We start from the raw sequence: 16,846 nt of genomic DNA, 5'->3' as shown, positions 1-16,846 counted from the left end.
CCCGCATCACTGCCGTTCTACGCGGGCGGAGCCTGCCGCCCTGCCGTAGCACCCTTGTAGCTCCCTGCCCCGTACAGATGGACGAATGCCCGGGCGCGAAGATTCCCCCGGACGCGGCCTGTCGGGCCCCTCACGCCGTCGAGCGAATGATTCCAGCCAACTGCCCGCGTCGCGACGATGCCGGTTCTCCTCGCTTCAGCTGTCGCTTGCGAGAATTCCATCTCCGGGAATACCAGGACAACTCCTGAACAAGTCGTAGGAGGTCGGCCGAAATTCGTCCGGACATGCCTTCGAGTTGTCCGGGTGTCAGTAGTAGGCTCGCGCCGTTTGTTGACGGAACTCGACGGAACCCGACGGAACGCCGACCGGTTCAGTCAGCAGGACGGCGAGCCACCGACGTACACCACCCCGCGCGGCGGGGCCGAGCTGGGGGAGGCCATGCGCTTTCGCGGGAAGTCCATCCGCAGGAAGATCGTGGCGTTGCTCATGGTGCCGCTCGTCTCCCTCACGGGCCTCTGGGTCTTCGCCACGTACATCACGGGCCGCGAGGCCGGCGAGCTCATGGGCGCCGGTTCGATCATGGAGAAGGTCGGCCGTCCCCTGGAGGACACCGTCCGTGCGGTCCAGAGCGAGCGGCGCCAGACGATGGTCTTCCTCGCCGACCCCCGGGCCTCCGACGCCCTGCCCCTCCTGCTGCGCCAACGCGCCGCCACCGACCGGGTCGTGGCGGGCGTCAGGGAGAACGCGCGGCAGAAGGACGTCCGCGACGCCCTGCGGCCGGACGCCGAAAGCAGGCTCGACTCGATCCTCGGCGCCGTCGACGGCCTGGACGCCCTTCGGCTGTCGGTCGAGCGGCGCACCATCGACCGCGACCGGGCCCTGGACTTCTACAACCGGCTCGTCGACCCCTGCTACCGCTTCCTGAACGGCCTCCACACGATGGAGAACGTCTCCATGGACAAGCAGGTCAGAGCGCTGATCGGACTCTCCCGCGCGCGCGAGATGCTCTCCCGCGAAGACGCGTTGATCGCCTCCGGACTCATCGCGGGCCGGATCGACGCGGGCGAGCTGCGCGCGGCATCCGATCTGATCGCGGGGCGCAAGGTGCTGTACGAGGTGAACCTCGAACTCCTGCCGGCGTCCGAGCGCCGCCGCATGGAGCACTACTGGGGGAGCCCCGACACCGAACCGCTGCGCGACGCGGAGAAGGCGCTCATCGGCGCGGGTCCCATCAACCGGCCGGGCAGCGTCGACGCCGAGCGGTGGCAGGAAGTGGCCGAGCCGGTGCTCAGCCGGCTCGCCAACGACGCCACGGAGATGACCAACCGCTTCCAGGACCGCGCCGAACCCGCCGGCTACCGGGTGCTGATCCAGGCCGGAATCGCCGGTGTGCTCGGCTTCCTGGCACTGCTCGTCTCGGTCTTCGTCTCCGTACGCGTCGGCCGCGAGCTCGTCCGCGACCTCTCCCGGCTCCGCAAGGACGCCCACGAGGTCTCCGGTGTGCGGCTGCCGAGCGTGATGCGCCGCCTCGCGGCGGGCGAGCAGGTGGACGTCGAGACCGAGGCCCCGCACCTCCAGTACGAGCGCGACGAGATCGGCCAGGTCGGCCAGGCGCTCAACACCCTCCAGCGTGCCGCCGTCGAGGCCGCGGTCAAGCAGGCGGACATGCGCCGCGGCGTCTCCGAGGTCTTCGTGAACCTCGCCCGCCGCAACCAGGTCCTCCTGCACCGCCAGCTGACGCTTCTGGACGCCATGGAGCGCCGCACCGAGAACAGCGACGAACTCGCCGACCTCTTCCGCCTCGACCACCTCACCACCCGCATGCGGCGGCACGCCGAGGGGCTCGTGATCCTCTCCGGCGCCGCCCCCTCCCGCCAGTGGCGCAAGCCGATCCAGCTGATGGACGTGGTGCGCGCGGCGGTCGCCGAGGTGGAGGACTACGAGCGGATAGAGGTGCGGCGGCTGCCGCGCATCGGTGTCGGCGGCCCCGCCGTGGCCGACCTCACCCACCTGATCGCCGAACTCCTGGAGAACGCCACCGTGTTCTCGCCGCCGCACACAGCGGTCCAGGTGCACGGTGAGCGGGTCGCGAACGGCTTCACGCTGGAGATCCACGACCGGGGCCTCGGCATGGCACCCGAGATCCTCCTGGACGCCAACCTCCGGCTCGCCGAGACCCCCGACTTCGAGCTCTCCGACACCGACCGGCTGGGCCTCTTCGTGGTCAGCCGGCTCGCCCAGCGGCAGAACGTACGCGTCTCCCTCCAGAGGTCCCCGTACGGCGGGACCACCGCGGTCGTGTTCATCCCGGCCGCACTGCTGACGGACGCCCCGGAGACCCACGGCACCGGATTCCGCCTCGACCGCAGGGCCGAGCGGGCGATCGGCGCGGGGCGGCAGGGCGCCGACGCGCGGGGCGGCAGGGTCCACCAGGACGGTCCGTCCGACAGCGGCGGGAAGGACAGCGGCACAGGGCACAGCGGCACGAAGGAAGCCGGTGCGAGGGAGAACCGTACGAGGGAGGCCGGGCGCCCCTCCGTCCTGTCCCCGATACCCACCGGACTCGTCGGCCCCTCCGTCCTCGACGGCCCCGTGGAACTCGAAGGCCCCCTCGACGCACTCGGTTTCCCCCAGCGCCCCGGCCGGGGCGCCGAACCCGAGTTCGACCCGGCCCTCGCGCCCGTACTCGACGGAGTCCGCGACCTGGAGGACACCGAGAGCGAACGCGGCGGCATCTTCCGCGCACGGGACGTGCGCCGCGACGCCGGCCGCGAGCAGCACCAGCAGGCCGCCGACCAGACCGGCGGACGCCGGGCCGAGGTCCGCCCGATGCGCCCGGCGGGCCCCGTCCCCCTCCCACGCCGCAAGCCGCCGACCCTGGTCACCGACCGGGGCCGCCGGGTGGACGAGGAGGGCCGCACCCACCCCGACGCCCTCCCGCCCACTGCCGCGGCGACGCATCGGCCGGCCGCCCCCGCCCCGGCGGCCGAACCGGCACGGGAGACTGTGGGAGGTCTGCCCCGCCGCGTCCGGCAGGCCAGCCTCGCCCCCCAGCTCCGGGAGGAATCCGCCCACCGGACTCCCGGCCGAGCCCCCGCGCACGCCGCCGACGATCTCGAACGCGACGCGGAAGAAGTACGCAATCGCATGGCTTCGCTACAACGTGGCTGGCAGCGTGGCCGGCGTGAGAACGCCGAGAGCCCCGAAGACACCGCCGGCCGCGGCGAGACAGCACCAGGAACCACTCCGGGAGGGGACGGTCCATGACCGCACCGAACGCCGCAGCATCCAACGGGAGCCGCCACGGCTCCGGCGAACTCAACTGGCTCCTCGACGAACTCGTCGACCGTGTCGGCAGCATCCACAAGGCGCTGGTGCTCTCCAGCGACGGTCTTGCCACCGGCACGTCCAGGGACCTGACCCGTGAGGACAGCGAGCACCTGGCGGCGGTCGCCTCCGGCTTCCACAGCCTCGCCAAGGGCGTGGGGCGCCACTTCGACGCGGGCAGGGTGCGCCAGACCGTGGTCGAGCTCGACGAGGCGTTCCTCTTCGTCACCGCGGCCGGCGACGGCAGCTGTCTCGCCGTCCTGGCCGACTCCGACTCCGACGTCGGCCAGGTGGCGTACGAGATGACGCTGATGGTCAAGCGCGTGGGCGCCCATCTGGCGAACGCCCCCCGGACGACCGGTCTGCCCGCCGGAGGGTGAGGGGATGGCATGAGCGCTGACTCCTCCCGGGGCGCAGTCTCCGGAACTCCCGCCGCCTCCGCCTCCTCCCAGTCCTCACGTTGGTACGACGCCGACGCGGGACCGGTGGTCCGTCCGTACGCGATGACCCGGGGGCGTACCAGCAGCGCCTCCCGCCACCGCCTCGACCTGATCGCGATCGTCATCCCCGAACCGGCGGCCGACGATCCCGGCCGGGACCAGACGCTCTCCCCCGAACACGTGGAGATCGTCGAACTGTGCAGTGACATGCCCCAGTCGATCGCGGAGCTCGCGGCCGGTCTCGACCTCCCCGTGGGGGTGGTCAGGGTCCTGGTCGGTGATCTCGTCGAGGACGAGCTGGTGCACGTGACCCGTCCCGTTCCGCCGGCCGAGCTGCCGGACGTGAACATTCTTCGCGAGGTGATCAATGGCCTTCGGGCGCTCTAGCCGCAAGAGGCGGCCCGTGGAGCCCGTTACCCTGAAAATTCTGGTGGCGGGCGGCTTCGGCGTGGGCAAGACGACCCTGGTGGGAGCGGTCAGCGAGATCCGGCCGCTGCGTACGGAGGAGAGGCTGAGCGAGGCAGGCCGTCCGGTGGACGATCTGGAGGGCGTCGAGGCCAAGACCACCACCACGGTGGCGATGGACTTCGGCCGCATCACGCTCCGCGAGGACCTGGTGCTGTACCTGTTCGGCACCCCGGGCCAGGACCGCTTCTGGTTCCTGTGGGACGAGCTGTCCCAGGGCGCCCTGGGCGCCGTCGTCCTCGCGGATACCCGACGGCTGGAGGACTGCTTCGCGGCGGTCGACTACTTCGAGCGCCGGGCGATCCCGTTCGCCGTCGCCGTCAACTGCTTCGAGGGCGCCGACCGGTTTCCGGTGGAAACGGTGCAGGCCGCGCTGGACCTCGACCCCGAGGTCCCGGTGCTCCTGTGCGACGCCCGCGACCGTCCGTCCGTACGGGACGTGCTGGTCGCGGTGGTGGAGCACGCGATGGCCCGCGCCGACAGGCTCCGCGAACCGGCGACCACCTGACACCCGGCGCGCGACAGCGGCCCGTACCCCCGCCGGCCGGGGTACGGGCCGCGCGCCATGGGGGCGGGCCACGAGCACCCCGCGTCAGCGGTTCAGGGCGAGCCACTTCGCAGCGGTCTCGGCCAGCTCCCCGTCGCGGCCCGCGAGCATCATCCGGATCATCCGCACGTCACCGCGGAACGACCACGCGGGGTGCCCGAACGAGGCCGGGTTGTTCTTCTCGATGAAGAAGTGCGCGGGCCAGGCGGTTCCGTACCCGATGAGCGGCAGCGCCGCCGCATACCGCCGCCGCCCCCGCGCCAGCCCGTAGGCGGCGATCGTGAGGCCGGTCAGCGTGCCGGTCAGATGCACCCACCGGGTCGCGGCCCGGGAGTGCATCGCCACGTAGTAGGGCCAGAACTCCTCGTACGAATCGAACGTCTGCTGAGACATACGGGCACCGTAATCGCTGGAACGGCAACCGGATACGGTCCGGCCGCGTCCGTAGAGGAGTACGGACGGCCGGAGCCCACGGGGGTGGTCCCGGCCGTCCGTCACGCGGTCGGTGGACTCAGTGCCCTCAGTGCCCCGCGACGGAACGCCTGGACACCGTGAAGTCGAAGTAGGTGTCCGGGAAGAGCTCCGGCTTGTAGGTGAAGTGCCACCACTCCTCGGCCAGATTCACGAAGCCCAGACCGGCGAGCGTCCGCTTCAGCAGCTGGCGGTTGGCGCGCTGGACCCCCTGGACGCGCGGGTCGTCGGTGTGCGACAGGGTGTCGAAGCAGTCGTAACTCGTCCCCATGTCAACCGAGTTGTCGGGGAAGCGCTCGGAGTGCGGCGCGAAGCAGGGGGTCAGCGCCTCGCCCGGCACATACGGCCTGGTGGGGGCGGCGGGCAGCCGCACCAGCGTCAGGTCCACCGTGCTGCCCCTGCTGTGACCGGACTTCTCCGCGATGTAACCGTCCTCGAACAGCCGCGTCTTGTCGACCAGCGGGTAGAACTCGTCCTTCATCGCCTGGTCGTCAAGGTCCTTCGCCCAGCGTACGAAGTGGTCCACCGCCCGCTGCGGCCGGTAGCAGTCGTACACCTTGAGCGAGTAGCCCTGGCGCAGCAGCCGCGTCTGCGCCTCGCGCAGCGCGACGGCGACGGGCCGGGTCAGGATGCAGACCGGCTGCCGGTAGCCGTCGACGGGCACCCCCAGGAAGTTGTGCGCCGTGGTGTAGCGCATCTCCTGGATGATCGTCGGGTCGACCGAGCGCAGGGAGACGAACTCCCGCGGAGCCTTCGGTTCGGGTGAGGCCCCGGCCACCGGGGCGGCGGCGGTCACGGCGAGCAGGGTGGCGGCGGTGGCCGCCAGAGTGCGGAAAGCGGTGCGAATTCCTGTCATGGGCACATCGTCCATCAGCTGCCGGGCCCGCGAAAGAGTGATCGGATACAGTCCGCCCGTGTCCGCACCCACGAACCCGCCCACGACGCACTCCCCGTACTCCCACTGCGGCAGCTGCGGTACGCCGTACCCGGCGACGCTCTCCTCCTCCTGGCCCCGGACCTGCCCGGCATGCGGCGCCACCGCCTACCGCAACCCCCTGCCCGTCGCCGTGGCCCTGCTCCCCGTCACCGACGCGCACGGCGGCGGACTCGTCGTCATCACCCGCACCGTCCCGCCGCGCAGGGGCGGGACGGCGCTCCCCGGCGGCTTCGTCGACCACACGGAGGACTGGCGCCACGCGGTCGTACGGGAGCTCCGCGAGGAGACCGGCATCGAGGCCCCCGAGCACGAGGTCCGCCTCGCCGACGCGATGAGCAGCCCCGACGGCCACCTGCTGCTCTTCGGCCTGCTGCCCCCGCGCCCCGCCGCCACGCTCCCGCCCTCCGTGCCGACCGACGAGACCGGCGGTCACGAAGTGCTGCGCGCCCCCCGGGAGCTGGCCTTCCCCCTGCACACCCGAGCCGCCCACGCCTGGTTCGCCGGCCGGTACGGCTGACCGCTCAGCCCCGCAGCCCCCGCACCCGCACCGGAGGCACAGCCGCCCCCTCGTCCCCGCCGTCCCGCTCGACCACCACACGCCCGCCCGCCATCCGCGAGGTGTACCGCTCGACCGCCGCGCGCGTCCATCCGTCGCCCGCGTCCCGCACCACCAGTCCTTCGCCCGTGCGGCCCGGGGGCGGAGCCCATATCTCCAGTTCGAGACCACCGTCCGCACCCCGCACCGGAATCACCGCACCGGCCCGCGCCAGCACCGGAATCCGCGACAACGAAGCGTCCACCGTCACCTGCCCCGGTCCCTCGTACGCCTCCCCGGTCGCCGTGTCGAACCAGCACCCCGGCGGCAGCCGCACCACCCGCCGCTCCGCCCCGCGATCCAGCACCGGCGCCACGAGCAGTGCGTCCCCCAGCAGGAAGGCGTCCTCGCAGTCCCGCAGCGTCCGGTCACCGGACGCACCCCACCACAACGGCCTCACGTACGGCGCCCCCGTCAGCCGCGCCACATGAGCGAGCGTCACGAAGTACGGGCGCAGCCGCTCACGCCCGTCCAACGCGGCCTTCGCGTACCCGAGGACACGCGGCCCGGCCTTCCACGGCTCCCGCCCGCCCGGGCCCGGGGGGGCACCCACGCGGAACAGCGGCAGGAAGGCCCCCAGCTGAAGCCGGCGCACATACAGCTCGTCCGACTCCCGCGCCCCGCCCATGTCCACCCCGGCGTACGGCACCCCGGACAGCCCCAGACCTAACACCAGCGCGAGCGAGGCCCGCAGCCCCGGCCAGCCCGCCGTCCCCGCACCCGACCGCACACCCCCGTACCGCTGCACCCCCGCCCACGCCGCATCCGAGACCAGGAACGGCCGCTCGTCCGGCCGCAGCCGCTCCAGACCCTCATAGCCGGCACGTGCCATGGCCAGGGCGTACACGTTGTGCGCCTCGCGGTGATCACCCCCTCGCCCCTCCAGCGCGTACCGCGCCGACAAGGGGAGCGCAGGCTCCCGACCGCCCGCCGGCGCACCCGGTTCGTGCCACACCCCGGCGAGCCCCTGCTCCAGCAGATCCCCGTACAGGGCGCCCCACCACTCCCGTACCAGCGGATCGGTGAAGTCCGGACAGACCCACGCGCCCGGCCGCCCCGCCCCCCGCACCACCCGCCCACCGGCGTCCCGGACGTACGCACCGGCCGCCCCGACCCGTCCCCCGCCCTCGAACACGGCGTCCCCCGGCGCCGCCGGCACCGCGGGCCCGACGGCCGCGACCAGCCGGACACCGTCCTCCCGCAACTCCCGGGCCAACCGGGGGAGATCGGGAAACCGCTCCCGGTCGACGGACACCCGCGGGGCCCCGTCCCGGCCGGTGGCCAGGTGCAGAGCGGAGAGCGGCAGCCCTCGCTCCCGGTACCCCGCGACCACCCGCCGCACATCCGCCTCACCACCGCAGGGCCCTGGCCCGTCATGCTGCACACCCAGCGCCCACGACGGCGGCAGCGCGGGCGCACCGGTCAACGCCGTCCACCCCCGCAGCACCCGCGCCGGAGTCCCCGCGACGACCCAGCACCGCAGGGGACCGCCGTCCATCCGCACCTCGCACGTCCCCGGCCTGTCGTGTCCGGAGCCCGCACCCTCCTCGCCCTCGCCCAGGGACACCCGGCCCGCCCACGTGTTGTCGTGGAAGAACAGATGCGTCCCCGCGTCGGACACGACCAGGTGGAGGGGGATCGCGCGACCCCGCGGTTCGTCACCGGACCCGGGGTTCCACAACCGGTACGTCCCCTCACGCAGCCGTGCGCCGGACGCCCGCCCGCCGAGACCGAAGACCTGCGCGTCGGCCGGCACCTCGGACCGCTGCACCCACCGTGCCGCGCCACCTGCCACCGGCTCCCACCAGCGCGGCGGCGACACCCGCCGCAGCACCAGCCCGCCGGGCGTACGCAGCTCCACCGCCCCGAGCCGCGACACCGCCACCGTCAGCCGCGCCGAGACCACCTGCCAGCCGCCGTCCTTGTCCGGCTCAAGAGCGGCACGCGGGTCGGCCTCCGGCTCGGACCCGGGCAGGGCGTACGACGGCAGCGCCGCCGCCCCGTCCCAGGACCAGAACACCGCGCCGCCCGCCGCGACCCGTATCCGCAGCTCCGAACGGGCGAACCGCACGACACCCCCGCCGGGACCCGGCTCCGCCCCCGCCAGCAGACCCGGCACCCGCGCCCGCTCCGCCCCGCGCGGCGGCAGGGCCCGCGCATCCGCCCGCCGGTGCCGCCAGGCCGTGCGCGCCGTGCGCAACCCCTGTACCGAACCGACCATTCTCACCGAGCGCACCAGGTCATGACCGTCCATACGGCCCACCCTGCCAGCCGGCCACGGCGAAACAGACGCCGTTCAACTTCCGTTCACCCGTGGCCGGACCACATAACAGGACAGCCAACCGTGGCGGGGCGACCCTGGTGCGAAAGACGATCACATGGCATCGTCCGTACCTGCCGCTCGCGCACACCCCAGCACCTGCGCGCGACACGCACACCCCGCGTACCCGTACAGCCAGGGAGCCGACCCATGACCGCACGCGCCGACGAAGCCCCCCTGTGGCAGCCCGACGCCGACCGCATCGCCGCGGCGGCCGTCACCCGCTTCCAGCACTGGGCCGCCGGGCGGTACGGGGCACCTGCCGAGGGCGGCTACGCCGCACTGCACCGCTGGTCGGTCGACGAACTCGACACCTTCTGGCAGGCCGTCGCCGACTGGTTCGACGTACGCTTCTCCACCCCGTACGACACCGTCATCGGCGACCGCTCCATGCCCGGCGCCCAGTGGTTCCCCGGCGCCACCCTCAACTACGCCGAGCACGCCCTGCGCACCGCCGAGGACCCCCTCCGCGCCGACGCCCCCGCCCTGCTCCACGTCGACGAGACCCACACCCAGGTGCCGGTCGGCTGGTCCGCCCTGCGCCGCCAGGTCGGCTCCCTCGCCGCCGAACTCCGCGCGCTCGGCGTCACACCCGGCGACCGCGTCAGCGGATACCTGCCCAACATCCCCCAGGCCGTCGTCGCCTTCCTCGCCAGCGCCGCGGTCGGCGCCGTGTGGACCTCCTGCGCCCCGGACTTCGGCGCGCGCAGCGTCCTCGACCGCTTCCAGCAGGTCGAACCCGTCGTCCTGTTCACCGTTGACGGCTACCGTTACGGCGGCAAGGAGCACGACCGTACCGACACCGTCGCGGAACTGCGCCGCGAGCTCCCCAGCCTGCGCGCGGTCGTCCACATCCCGCTGCTCGGCACGGACGCGCCCGACGGCACCCTCGAATGGTCCGTCCTCACCGCCGCGGACATCGAGCCGGTATTCGAGCAGGTGCCCTTCGACCACCCGCTCTGGGTGCTGTACTCCTCCGGCACCACCGGCCTCCCCAAGGCGATCGTCCAGTCCCAGGGCGGCATCCTGCTCGAACACTTCAAGCAGATCGGCCTGCACTGCGACCTCGGCCCCGACGACCGCCTCTTCTGGTACACCTCCACCGGCTGGATGATGTGGAACTTCCTCGTCTCCGGCCTGCTCACCGGAACCACGGTCGTCCTGTACGACGGCAGCCCCGGCCACCCCGACGTCAGCGCCCAGTGGCGGGTCGCCGAACAGACCGGAGCGACCCTCTTCGGCACCTCGGCCGCGTACGTCATGGCCTGCCGCAAGGCCGGCGTCCACCCCGGACGCGACCACGACCTCTCCCGCGTCCAGTGCGTTGCCACCACCGGCTCCCCGCTGCCGCCCGACGGCTTTCGCTGGCTCCACGACGAGGTGGCGGAGGACCTCTGGATCGCCTCGGTCAGCGGCGGCACGGACGTCTGCAGCTGCTTCGCGGGCGCGGTCCCCACCCTCCCCGTACACATCGGCGAACTCCAGGCCCCCTGCCTCGGCACCGACCTCCAGGCGTGGGACCCCGCGGGCCGGCCGGTCGTCGGCGAGGTCGGCGAACTCGTCGTCACCAACCCGCTGCCCTCCATGCCGATCCGCTTCTGGAACGACCCAGACGGCAGCCGCTACCACGACAGTTACTTCGACATGTACCCCGGCGTCTGGCGCCACGGCGACTGGATCACCATGACCGGCCACGGCTCGGTCGTCATCCACGGACGCTCGGACTCCACCCTCAACCGCCAGGGCGTGCGGATGGGTTCCGCCGACATCTACGAGGCGGTCGAGCGCCTCCCGGAGATCCGTGAATCCCTCGTGATCGGCCTGGAGGAGCCCGAAGGCGGCTACTGGATGCCGCTCTTCGTCCACCTCGCCGAGGGCGCCGCACTGGACGACGCACTCCGCGACACCATCAAGCGGACCATCCGCGAGAACCTCTCACCACGCCATGTCCCCGACGAGGTCATCGAGGTGCCCGGCATCCCGCACACCCTCACCGGCAAGCGCATCGAGGTTCCGGTAAAGCGCCTCCTCCAGGGCACCCCCCTGGCGAAGGCCGTCAACCCGGGTTCCGTGGACAATCTCGGACTCCTCCACTTCTACGTGGAACTGGCCCGCACCCGCCGCTGACCGCTCGCACGGCCGAGCCACTGTCAGTCCCCCTGATTACGCTGAGTGAGCATTGATCCACAGCGCACAGGGGGACTCATGGCGCACACCGGGCAGTACAGGCACGGCACATCCATGCGGCGCGCACTGCGCCGCGAAGCACCGAGCACCATCGGCCTCCTGGTCGACACCCAGGACTTCGCGGCGATGCGGCACTACCGCACCTTCACCTTCGACGACCACACCGTCTATCTCCAGCAGGTCGAAGGGCTGCTCAAGTCGCTCGCGGCCCAGGGCACGCACACCACGGTCGCCCTCTTCGACCCGGAGGAGTACGCGGAGTTCTGCTCCGAGGCACACCTCGATCCGGACAGCGGCTCCAGCCGGACCCGCTTCACCGCCGAGATCGCGGCGGGCGGCGCCACCGTGGCGTACACGGGCCAGTCCATGGACGCACTGGTCCCTCTCCTCATCAGCCGGGCCGTCCGCCGGGCGACGTGGGAGTACGCCACGATGCTCCTGGCCGGCCTCGGCGACTGCGCCGACTGCGGCCAGGACGTCGGACGCGCCGCCTTCGACCGCGCCTCCCACCTCCTCGCCCGCCTCCTGGCCACCGCGGGCCCCGGCACCCACCACATCGTGTGCAGCACCCCCACGGAGAACGAGCAGCTCCTCGCCGTCCTCCACACCGAGTGCGGCTCCACAGGTCCGGCCCGGTTCGACTCCACGGAGGGAGCCGAGTTCGCCACCGTCCTCGCGGTGGGCATCGCGCTGGAAAGCCGCGGGGGAGTGGTGCTCCGCACCAGCGGCCCGGACGCGCCGGACCGGGTCCACGGCTGGCGGCTGATCCGGGGGGCGCTCGTGCCCCTCACCGAAGGAGAGGTGTTCAGCGCCTACTGCACCGACGCGGACACCGGCGAACCGGTCGCCCCGGAACCGGGCGTCGAGTACCGCGCCGGATTCGACATCGGAGCCGACGAACCGGAGAGGCACCACTGAGACACCGAAGGGGCTTCCCCGCCACCATCGGCTGGGAAGCCCCTTCGGGCCGGCACCCTCGTGCCACTACTCGCCCGACAGCACCGCCTGCGCGGCGTTACGCGCCTCTTCGGCGGAGTCGGCCGCGCGCGCGGCAGCGGCCGCACGCTCGCACTGGGCCAGCGTGTGCTTGGCCAGCGTCGCCCGTACGTAAGGAATGGAAGCGGCCCCCATCGAAAGGGAGGTGACACCCAGACCGGTCAGCACACAGGCCAGAAGCGGGTCAGAGGCAGCCTCACCACAGACACCGCAGCTCTTGCCCTCGGCCCTGGCCGCGTCGGCCGACAGCGCGACGAGGTCCAGCAGCGCGGGCTGCCACGGGTCCTGGAGCCGGGAGACGGCCCCCACCTGGCGGTCGGCGGCAAAGGTGTACTGGGCCAGGTCGTTGGTGCCAAGCGACAGGAACTCCACCTCCTGCAGGATGGAGCGCGCCCGCAGCGCGGCGGACGGGATCTCCACCATCGCACCGAACTTCGCCTGCAACCCCGCCTCGCGGCAGGCGTCGGCGAACGCCTTGGCGTCGGCGCGGTCGGCCACCATCGGGGCCATGACCTCCAGATAGACGGGAAGCCCCTCGACGGCCTTCGCCAGCGCCGTCAGCTGGGTCCGCAGCACGTCGGGGTGGTCCAGCAGACTGCGCAGCCCCCGCACACCCAGCGCCGGGTTCGGCTCGTCCGCCGGAGTCAGGAAGTCAAGCGGCTTGTCGGCGCCCGCGTCGAGCACCCGGACCACCACACGGCCCTCGGGGAACGCCTCAAGCACCGCGCGGTACGCCGCGACCTGCTTCTCCTCGGACGGCGCCTGCTTGCTGTCGTCCAGGAACAGGAACTCGGTGCGGAACAGCCCGACACCTTCGGCACCCGCCTCCACGGCCGCCGGCACGTCACCGGGACCGCCGATGTTGGCGAGCAGCGGCATCTTGTGCCCGTCCGACGTCGCGCCGGGACCGCTCGAAGCGGACAGCGCCGCCTTGCGGGCCGCGGCGGCGCTCTCCATCTCCGCGCGCTTCTCGGGGCTCGGATCGACGAAGATCTCGCCGGTCGAGCCGTCCACGGCGACGACCGTCCCCTCGGCCAGCTCACCGGCACCGGGCAGCGCCACGACAGCGGGCACACCCAGCGCCCGCGCCAGGATCGCGCTGTGGCTGGTGGGCCCGCCTTCCTCGGTCACGAATCCGAGCACCAGAGTCGGGTCGAGCAGAGCCGTGTCCGCCGGAGCCAGATCCCGCGCGATGAGCACGTACGGCTCGTCACTGTCCGGCACACCCGGCATCGGGACGCCGAGCAGGCGGGCCACGATCCGGTTCCGCACGTCGTCGAGGTCCGCGACGCGCCCCGCCAGATACTCACCGGCGTTGGCCAGCAGGGCACGGTAGGCGGCGAAGGCGTCGTAGACGCCCCGCTCCGCGGTGCTGCCGACAGCGATACGCCGGTCCACGTCGGCGATCAGCTCGGGGTCCTGCGCCATCATGGCCTGGGCCTCCAGCACGTGCTGAGCCTCGCCCCCGGCCAGATTGCCGCGCGCAATCAGATCGGCGGCCACAGCTTCCACAGCCTGCCGGGCACGCCCCTGTTCACGCCCGGCCTCCTCCGCGGGAATCTGCTTGGCCGGCGGTTCCAGAACCGCCGTGCCCATGTGCCGTACCTCGCCGATCGCCACACCGTGGCTCACACCGACGCCTCGCAGCGTTGTCTCCATTTCACCGTCTCCGGTCGTGCGGTGGCTGTGCCACCGCGGCGGTTGTCCCACTGGCTGTCATGTCCGGGAAAGTGCTACTGCCAGCCGAACAGTGCGTCGCCGATCTTCACGTCGCCGTCCTCGCGGACGTCGGAGAGGGAGTCGGCGGTGGCCTCCAGCGCGACGACCGGGCAGACGGCCGACTTGCCGGCCGCCTCCACGGCAGCGGGGTCCCAGCGCACGATGCCCTGCCCGCGGACCACGGTGTCCCCCTTGTTCACGAGGAGTTCGAAGCCCTCACCGTTGAGCTGGACGGTGTCGATGCCGAGGTGCGTCAGTACTCCGTGGCCCTCGCTGTCGACGACTACGAAGGCGTGCGGGTGGAGGGAGACCACGATGCCGTCGACCGGGGACACGGCCTCCGACGGCTCGCGCAGGGGATCGATGGCGGTGCCGGGGCCGACCATGGCGCCGGAGAAGACCGGATCCGGCACAGCGGAGAGTCCGATGGCACGTCCGGGCAGAGGGGACGTCACGTTGGTCATGGGGAGCCTCCCAGGGGTGGAGCTTCGAATGTCGCCGCCGCGGCTGATGGAGGACGGCGTACTGCTCAGCAGGGTAAGTCATATGAAGTCCCGGTTCCGCCCGAGACCTACCGGTTGGCGGACCTAGGGGTGCACCAGAAACGATTTGCCTCGACTCCCCGGGGCCTGTACTGTCGTACTCCTGCCTGGCCCCAACGCGACATTGAGTCGGGGGTCGGCGGCGGCCATTAAGCCCTGATTCTAGCCCCGACAATCACTTCTGCATGCCTGCGGGACTGGTCAAAGGGAACAGGAAAAGGCTGATAGAGTCGAAATCGCCGGAAAGGAAAAGCGCGAAAGCGAATTCCCGGAAAGCGAATCCCGTTTCGACTGGGAATCGGACATGAAAGTGTCTGGTAGAGTCGGAGACGCAAGACCGAAGGGAAGCGCCCGGAGGGCCCCGGTGATACGGGACCGAAGGAAGCGTCCGTTCCTTGAGAACTCAACAGCGTGCCAAAAGTCAACGCCAGATATGTTGATACCCCGGCCTGTTTCGGCAGGTTGGTGGTTCCTTTGAAAAAGTCCCGCTCCGGCCCTTTGGGGTTTCGGGGTGGGCAACACTAGCGAGGACGCTGTGAACGACCGGTCTTATTCCGACTCGGTTGTTCCGCTCTCATGGTGTGATCCCGATTACGGGAAAACATTCACGGAGAGTTTGATCCTGGCTCAGGACGAACGCTGGCGGCGTGCTTAACACATGCAAGTCGAACGATGAAGCCTTTCGGGGTGGATTAGTGGCGAACGGGTGAGTAACACGTGGGCAATCTGCCCTTCACTCTGGGACAAGCCCTGGAAACGGGGTCTAATACCGGATAACACTCTGTCCTGCATGGGACGGGGTTAAAAGCTCCGGCGGTGAAGGATGAGCCCGCGGCCTATCAGCTTGTTGGTGGGGTAATGGCCTACCAAGGCGACGACGGGTAGCCGGCCTGAGAGGGCGACCGGCCACACTGGGACTGAGACACGGCCCAGACTCCTACGGGAGGCAGCAGTGGGGAATATTGCACAATGGGCGAAAGCCTGATGCAGCGACGCCGCGTGAGGGATGACGGCCTTCGGGTTGTAAACCTCTTTCAGCAGGGAAGAAGCGAAAGTGACGGTACCTGCAGAAGAAGCGCCGGCTAACTACGTGCCAGCAGCCGCGGTAATACGTAGGGCGCAAGCGTTGTCCGGAATTATTGGGCGTAAAGAGCTCGTAGGCGGCTTGTCACGTCGGATGTGAAAGCCCGGGGCTTAACCCCGGGTCTGCATTCGATACGGGCTAGCTAGAGTGTGGTAGGGGAGATCGGAATTCCTGGTGTAGCGGTGAAATGCGCAGATATCAGGAGGAACACCGGTGGCGAAGGCGGATCTCTGGGCCATTACTGACGCTGAGGAGCGAAAGCGTGGGGAGCGAACAGGATTAGATACCCTGGTAGTCCACGCCGTAAACGTTGGGAACTAGGTGTTGGCGACATTCCACGTCGTCGGTGCCGCAGCTAACGCATTAAGTTCCCCGCCTGGGGAGTACGGCCGCAAGGCTAAAACTCAAAGGAATTGACGGGGGCCCGCACAAGCAGCGGAGCATGTGGCTTAATTCGACGCAACGCGAAGAACCTTACCAAGGCTTGACATATACCGGAAAGCATCAGAGATGGTGCCCCCCTTGTGGTCGGTATACAGGTGGTGCATGGCTGTCGTCAGCTCGTGTCGTGAGATGTTGGGTTAAGTCCCGCAACGAGCGCAACCCTTGTTCTGTGTTGCCAGCATGCCCTTCGGGGTGATGGGGACTCACAGGAGACTGCCGGGGTCAACTCGGAGGAAGGTGGGGACGACGTCAAGTCATCATGCCCCTTATGTCTTGGGCTGCACACGTGCTACAATGGCCGGTACAATGAGCTGCGATGCCGCGAGGCGGAGCGAATCTCAAAAAGCCGGTCTCAGTTCGGATTGGGGTCTGCAACTCGACCCCATGAAGTCGGAGTTGCTAGTAATCGCAGATCAGCATTGCTGCGGTGAATACGTTCCCGGGCCTTGTACACACCGCCCGTCACGTCACGAAAGTCGGTAACACCCGAAGCCGGTGGCCCAACCCCTTGTGGGAGGGAGCTGTCGAAGGTGGGACTGGCGATTGGGACGAAGTCGTAACAAGGTAGCCGTACCGGAAGGTGCGGCTGGATCACCTCCTTTCTAAGGAGCATTTCTTACCAGGCTTGCTTGGTCAGAGGCCAGTACACCGGCGAATGTTCGGTGCTGGTTGCTCATGGGTGGAACGTTGACTATTCGGCACGACAGGTTGGTTTTTCGAGTACTGCTTCGGCGTGGAAAGAAGGATTGGTCGGTCGGGTCGGGCACGCTGT

Annotated in this window: 12 protein-coding genes and 1 rRNA gene; 8 read left to right on the top strand and 5 right to left on the bottom strand. The window is 70.3% G+C overall.

The genetic code is table 11. The features are described from left to right. Positions 1-438 precede the first annotated feature (438 nt). Genes Sfulv_RS03380 through Sfulv_RS03365 form a run of 4 tightly spaced genes read left to right on the top strand, consistent with a single transcriptional unit; the run spans position 439 to position 4,740 of the window. Positions 439-3,267: a sensor histidine kinase gene (locus tag Sfulv_RS03380; RefSeq protein ID WP_173317562.1), complete on the top strand. Its 2,829-nt coding sequence runs from the start codon at positions 439-441 to the stop codon at positions 3,265-3,267. Next, entirely contained in the window at positions 3,264-3,707 is a 444-nt protein-coding gene (locus Sfulv_RS03375; RefSeq protein WP_173311128.1) for a roadblock/LC7 domain-containing protein, read from the top strand. Before Sfulv_RS03380 ends, Sfulv_RS03375 begins: the two co-directional genes overlap by 4 nt. A gap of 9 nt (positions 3,708-3,716) precedes the next feature. Next, positions 3,717-4,154, top strand: a complete 438-nt coding sequence (locus tag Sfulv_RS03370; protein ID WP_173311125.1) for a DUF742 domain-containing protein — start codon at positions 3,717-3,719, stop codon at positions 4,152-4,154. Continuing rightward, the gene (locus tag Sfulv_RS03365) at positions 4,135-4,740 is read left to right on the top strand and encodes a GTP-binding protein (protein ID WP_173311122.1); all 606 of its coding nucleotides are present in this window, start codon (positions 4,135-4,137) and stop codon (positions 4,738-4,740) included. Before Sfulv_RS03370 ends, Sfulv_RS03365 begins: the two co-directional genes overlap by 20 nt. 84 nt (positions 4,741-4,824) lie before the next feature. Here Sfulv_RS03365 and Sfulv_RS03360 read toward each other — a convergent pair whose 3' ends face one another. After that, on the bottom strand, positions 4,825-5,172 hold the full coding sequence (locus Sfulv_RS03360; protein ID WP_173311119.1) for an Mpo1-like protein: 348 nt from the start codon (positions 5,170-5,172) through the stop codon (positions 4,825-4,827). A 127-nt stretch (positions 5,173-5,299) separates the two neighbouring features. Beyond that, positions 5,300-6,106, bottom strand: a complete 807-nt coding sequence (locus Sfulv_RS03355; protein WP_173311116.1) for a M15 family metallopeptidase — start codon at positions 6,104-6,106, stop codon at positions 5,300-5,302. A gap of 58 nt (positions 6,107-6,164) precedes the next feature. Between Sfulv_RS03355 and Sfulv_RS03350 the strand changes: the two genes are divergently transcribed. Beyond that, positions 6,165-6,704, top strand: a complete 540-nt coding sequence (locus Sfulv_RS03350; RefSeq protein ID WP_256668805.1) for an NUDIX domain-containing protein — start codon at positions 6,165-6,167, stop codon at positions 6,702-6,704. A gap of 4 nt (positions 6,705-6,708) precedes the next feature. On the opposite strand, the gene Sfulv_RS03345 is transcribed toward Sfulv_RS03350, so the two are convergent. Further along, a complete protein-coding gene (locus Sfulv_RS03345; protein WP_173311112.1) occupies positions 6,709-9,036 on the bottom strand; it encodes a glycoside hydrolase family 31 protein in 2,328 nt (775 codons plus the stop codon). 216 nt (positions 9,037-9,252) lie between these two features. Here Sfulv_RS03345 and Sfulv_RS03340 point away from each other — a divergent pair, with 216 nt between their 5' ends. Next, on the top strand, positions 9,253-11,229 hold the full coding sequence (locus Sfulv_RS03340) for an acetoacetate--CoA ligase (RefSeq protein WP_173311110.1): 1,977 nt from the start codon (positions 9,253-9,255) through the stop codon (positions 11,227-11,229). A gap of 78 nt (positions 11,230-11,307) precedes the next feature. Then, entirely contained in the window at positions 11,308-12,207 is a 900-nt protein-coding gene (locus tag Sfulv_RS03335) for a DUF8829 domain-containing protein (RefSeq protein ID WP_173311108.1), read from the top strand. A gap of 66 nt (positions 12,208-12,273) precedes the next feature. On the opposite strand, the gene ptsP is transcribed toward Sfulv_RS03335, so the two are convergent. Together ptsP and Sfulv_RS03325 are read right to left on the bottom strand one after the other, a co-directional pair. Continuing rightward, on the bottom strand, positions 12,274-13,944 hold the full coding sequence (gene ptsP / locus Sfulv_RS03330; RefSeq protein WP_173311106.1) for a phosphoenolpyruvate--protein phosphotransferase: 1,671 nt from the start codon (positions 13,942-13,944) through the stop codon (positions 12,274-12,276). Positions 13,945-14,018: 74 nt separating this feature from the next. Beyond that, complete coding sequence (locus Sfulv_RS03325) at positions 14,019-14,468, bottom strand: PTS sugar transporter subunit IIA (protein WP_173311104.1); 450 nt, start codon at positions 14,466-14,468, stop codon at positions 14,019-14,021. A 682-nt stretch (positions 14,469-15,150) separates the two neighbouring features. Between Sfulv_RS03325 and Sfulv_RS03320 the strand changes: the two genes are divergently transcribed. After that, positions 15,151-16,676, top strand: a 16S ribosomal RNA gene (locus Sfulv_RS03320). Positions 16,677-16,846 lie beyond the last annotated feature (170 nt).

The organism is Streptomyces fulvorobeus (genome assembly GCF_013167895.1).
Classification (GTDB): Bacteria; Actinomycetota; Actinomycetes; order Streptomycetales; family Streptomycetaceae; genus Streptomyces; species Streptomyces fulvorobeus.
This window is presented reverse-complemented; position numbering and strand designations above follow the sequence as displayed.

Bases quoted from the DNA above. Each gene is read 5' to 3' on its own strand.
- Sfulv_RS03380 (WP_173317562.1), top strand. From the start codon at position 439: ATGCGCTTTCGCGGGAAGTCCATCCGCAGGAAGATCGTGGCGTTGCTC.
- Sfulv_RS03375 (WP_173311128.1), top strand. From the start codon at position 3,264: ATGACCGCACCGAACGCCGCAGCATCCAACGGGAGCCGCCACGGCTCC.
- Sfulv_RS03370 (WP_173311125.1), top strand. From the start codon at position 3,717: ATGAGCGCTGACTCCTCCCGGGGCGCAGTCTCCGGAACTCCCGCCGCC.
- Sfulv_RS03365 (WP_173311122.1), top strand. From the start codon at position 4,135: ATGGCCTTCGGGCGCTCTAGCCGCAAGAGGCGGCCCGTGGAGCCCGTT.
- Sfulv_RS03360 (WP_173311119.1), bottom strand. From the start codon at position 5,172: ATGTCTCAGCAGACGTTCGATTCGTACGAGGAGTTCTGGCCCTACTAC.
- Sfulv_RS03355 (WP_173311116.1), bottom strand. From the start codon at position 6,106: ATGACAGGAATTCGCACCGCTTTCCGCACTCTGGCGGCCACCGCCGCC.
- Sfulv_RS03345 (WP_173311112.1), bottom strand. From the start codon at position 9,036: ATGGACGGTCATGACCTGGTGCGCTCGGTGAGAATGGTCGGTTCGGTA.
- Sfulv_RS03340 (WP_173311110.1), top strand. From the start codon at position 9,253: ATGACCGCACGCGCCGACGAAGCCCCCCTGTGGCAGCCCGACGCCGAC.
- Sfulv_RS03335 (WP_173311108.1), top strand. From the start codon at position 11,308: ATGGCGCACACCGGGCAGTACAGGCACGGCACATCCATGCGGCGCGCA.
- ptsP (WP_173311106.1), bottom strand. From the start codon at position 13,944: ATGGAGACAACGCTGCGAGGCGTCGGTGTGAGCCACGGTGTGGCGATC.
- Sfulv_RS03325 (WP_173311104.1), bottom strand. From the start codon at position 14,468: ATGACCAACGTGACGTCCCCTCTGCCCGGACGTGCCATCGGACTCTCC.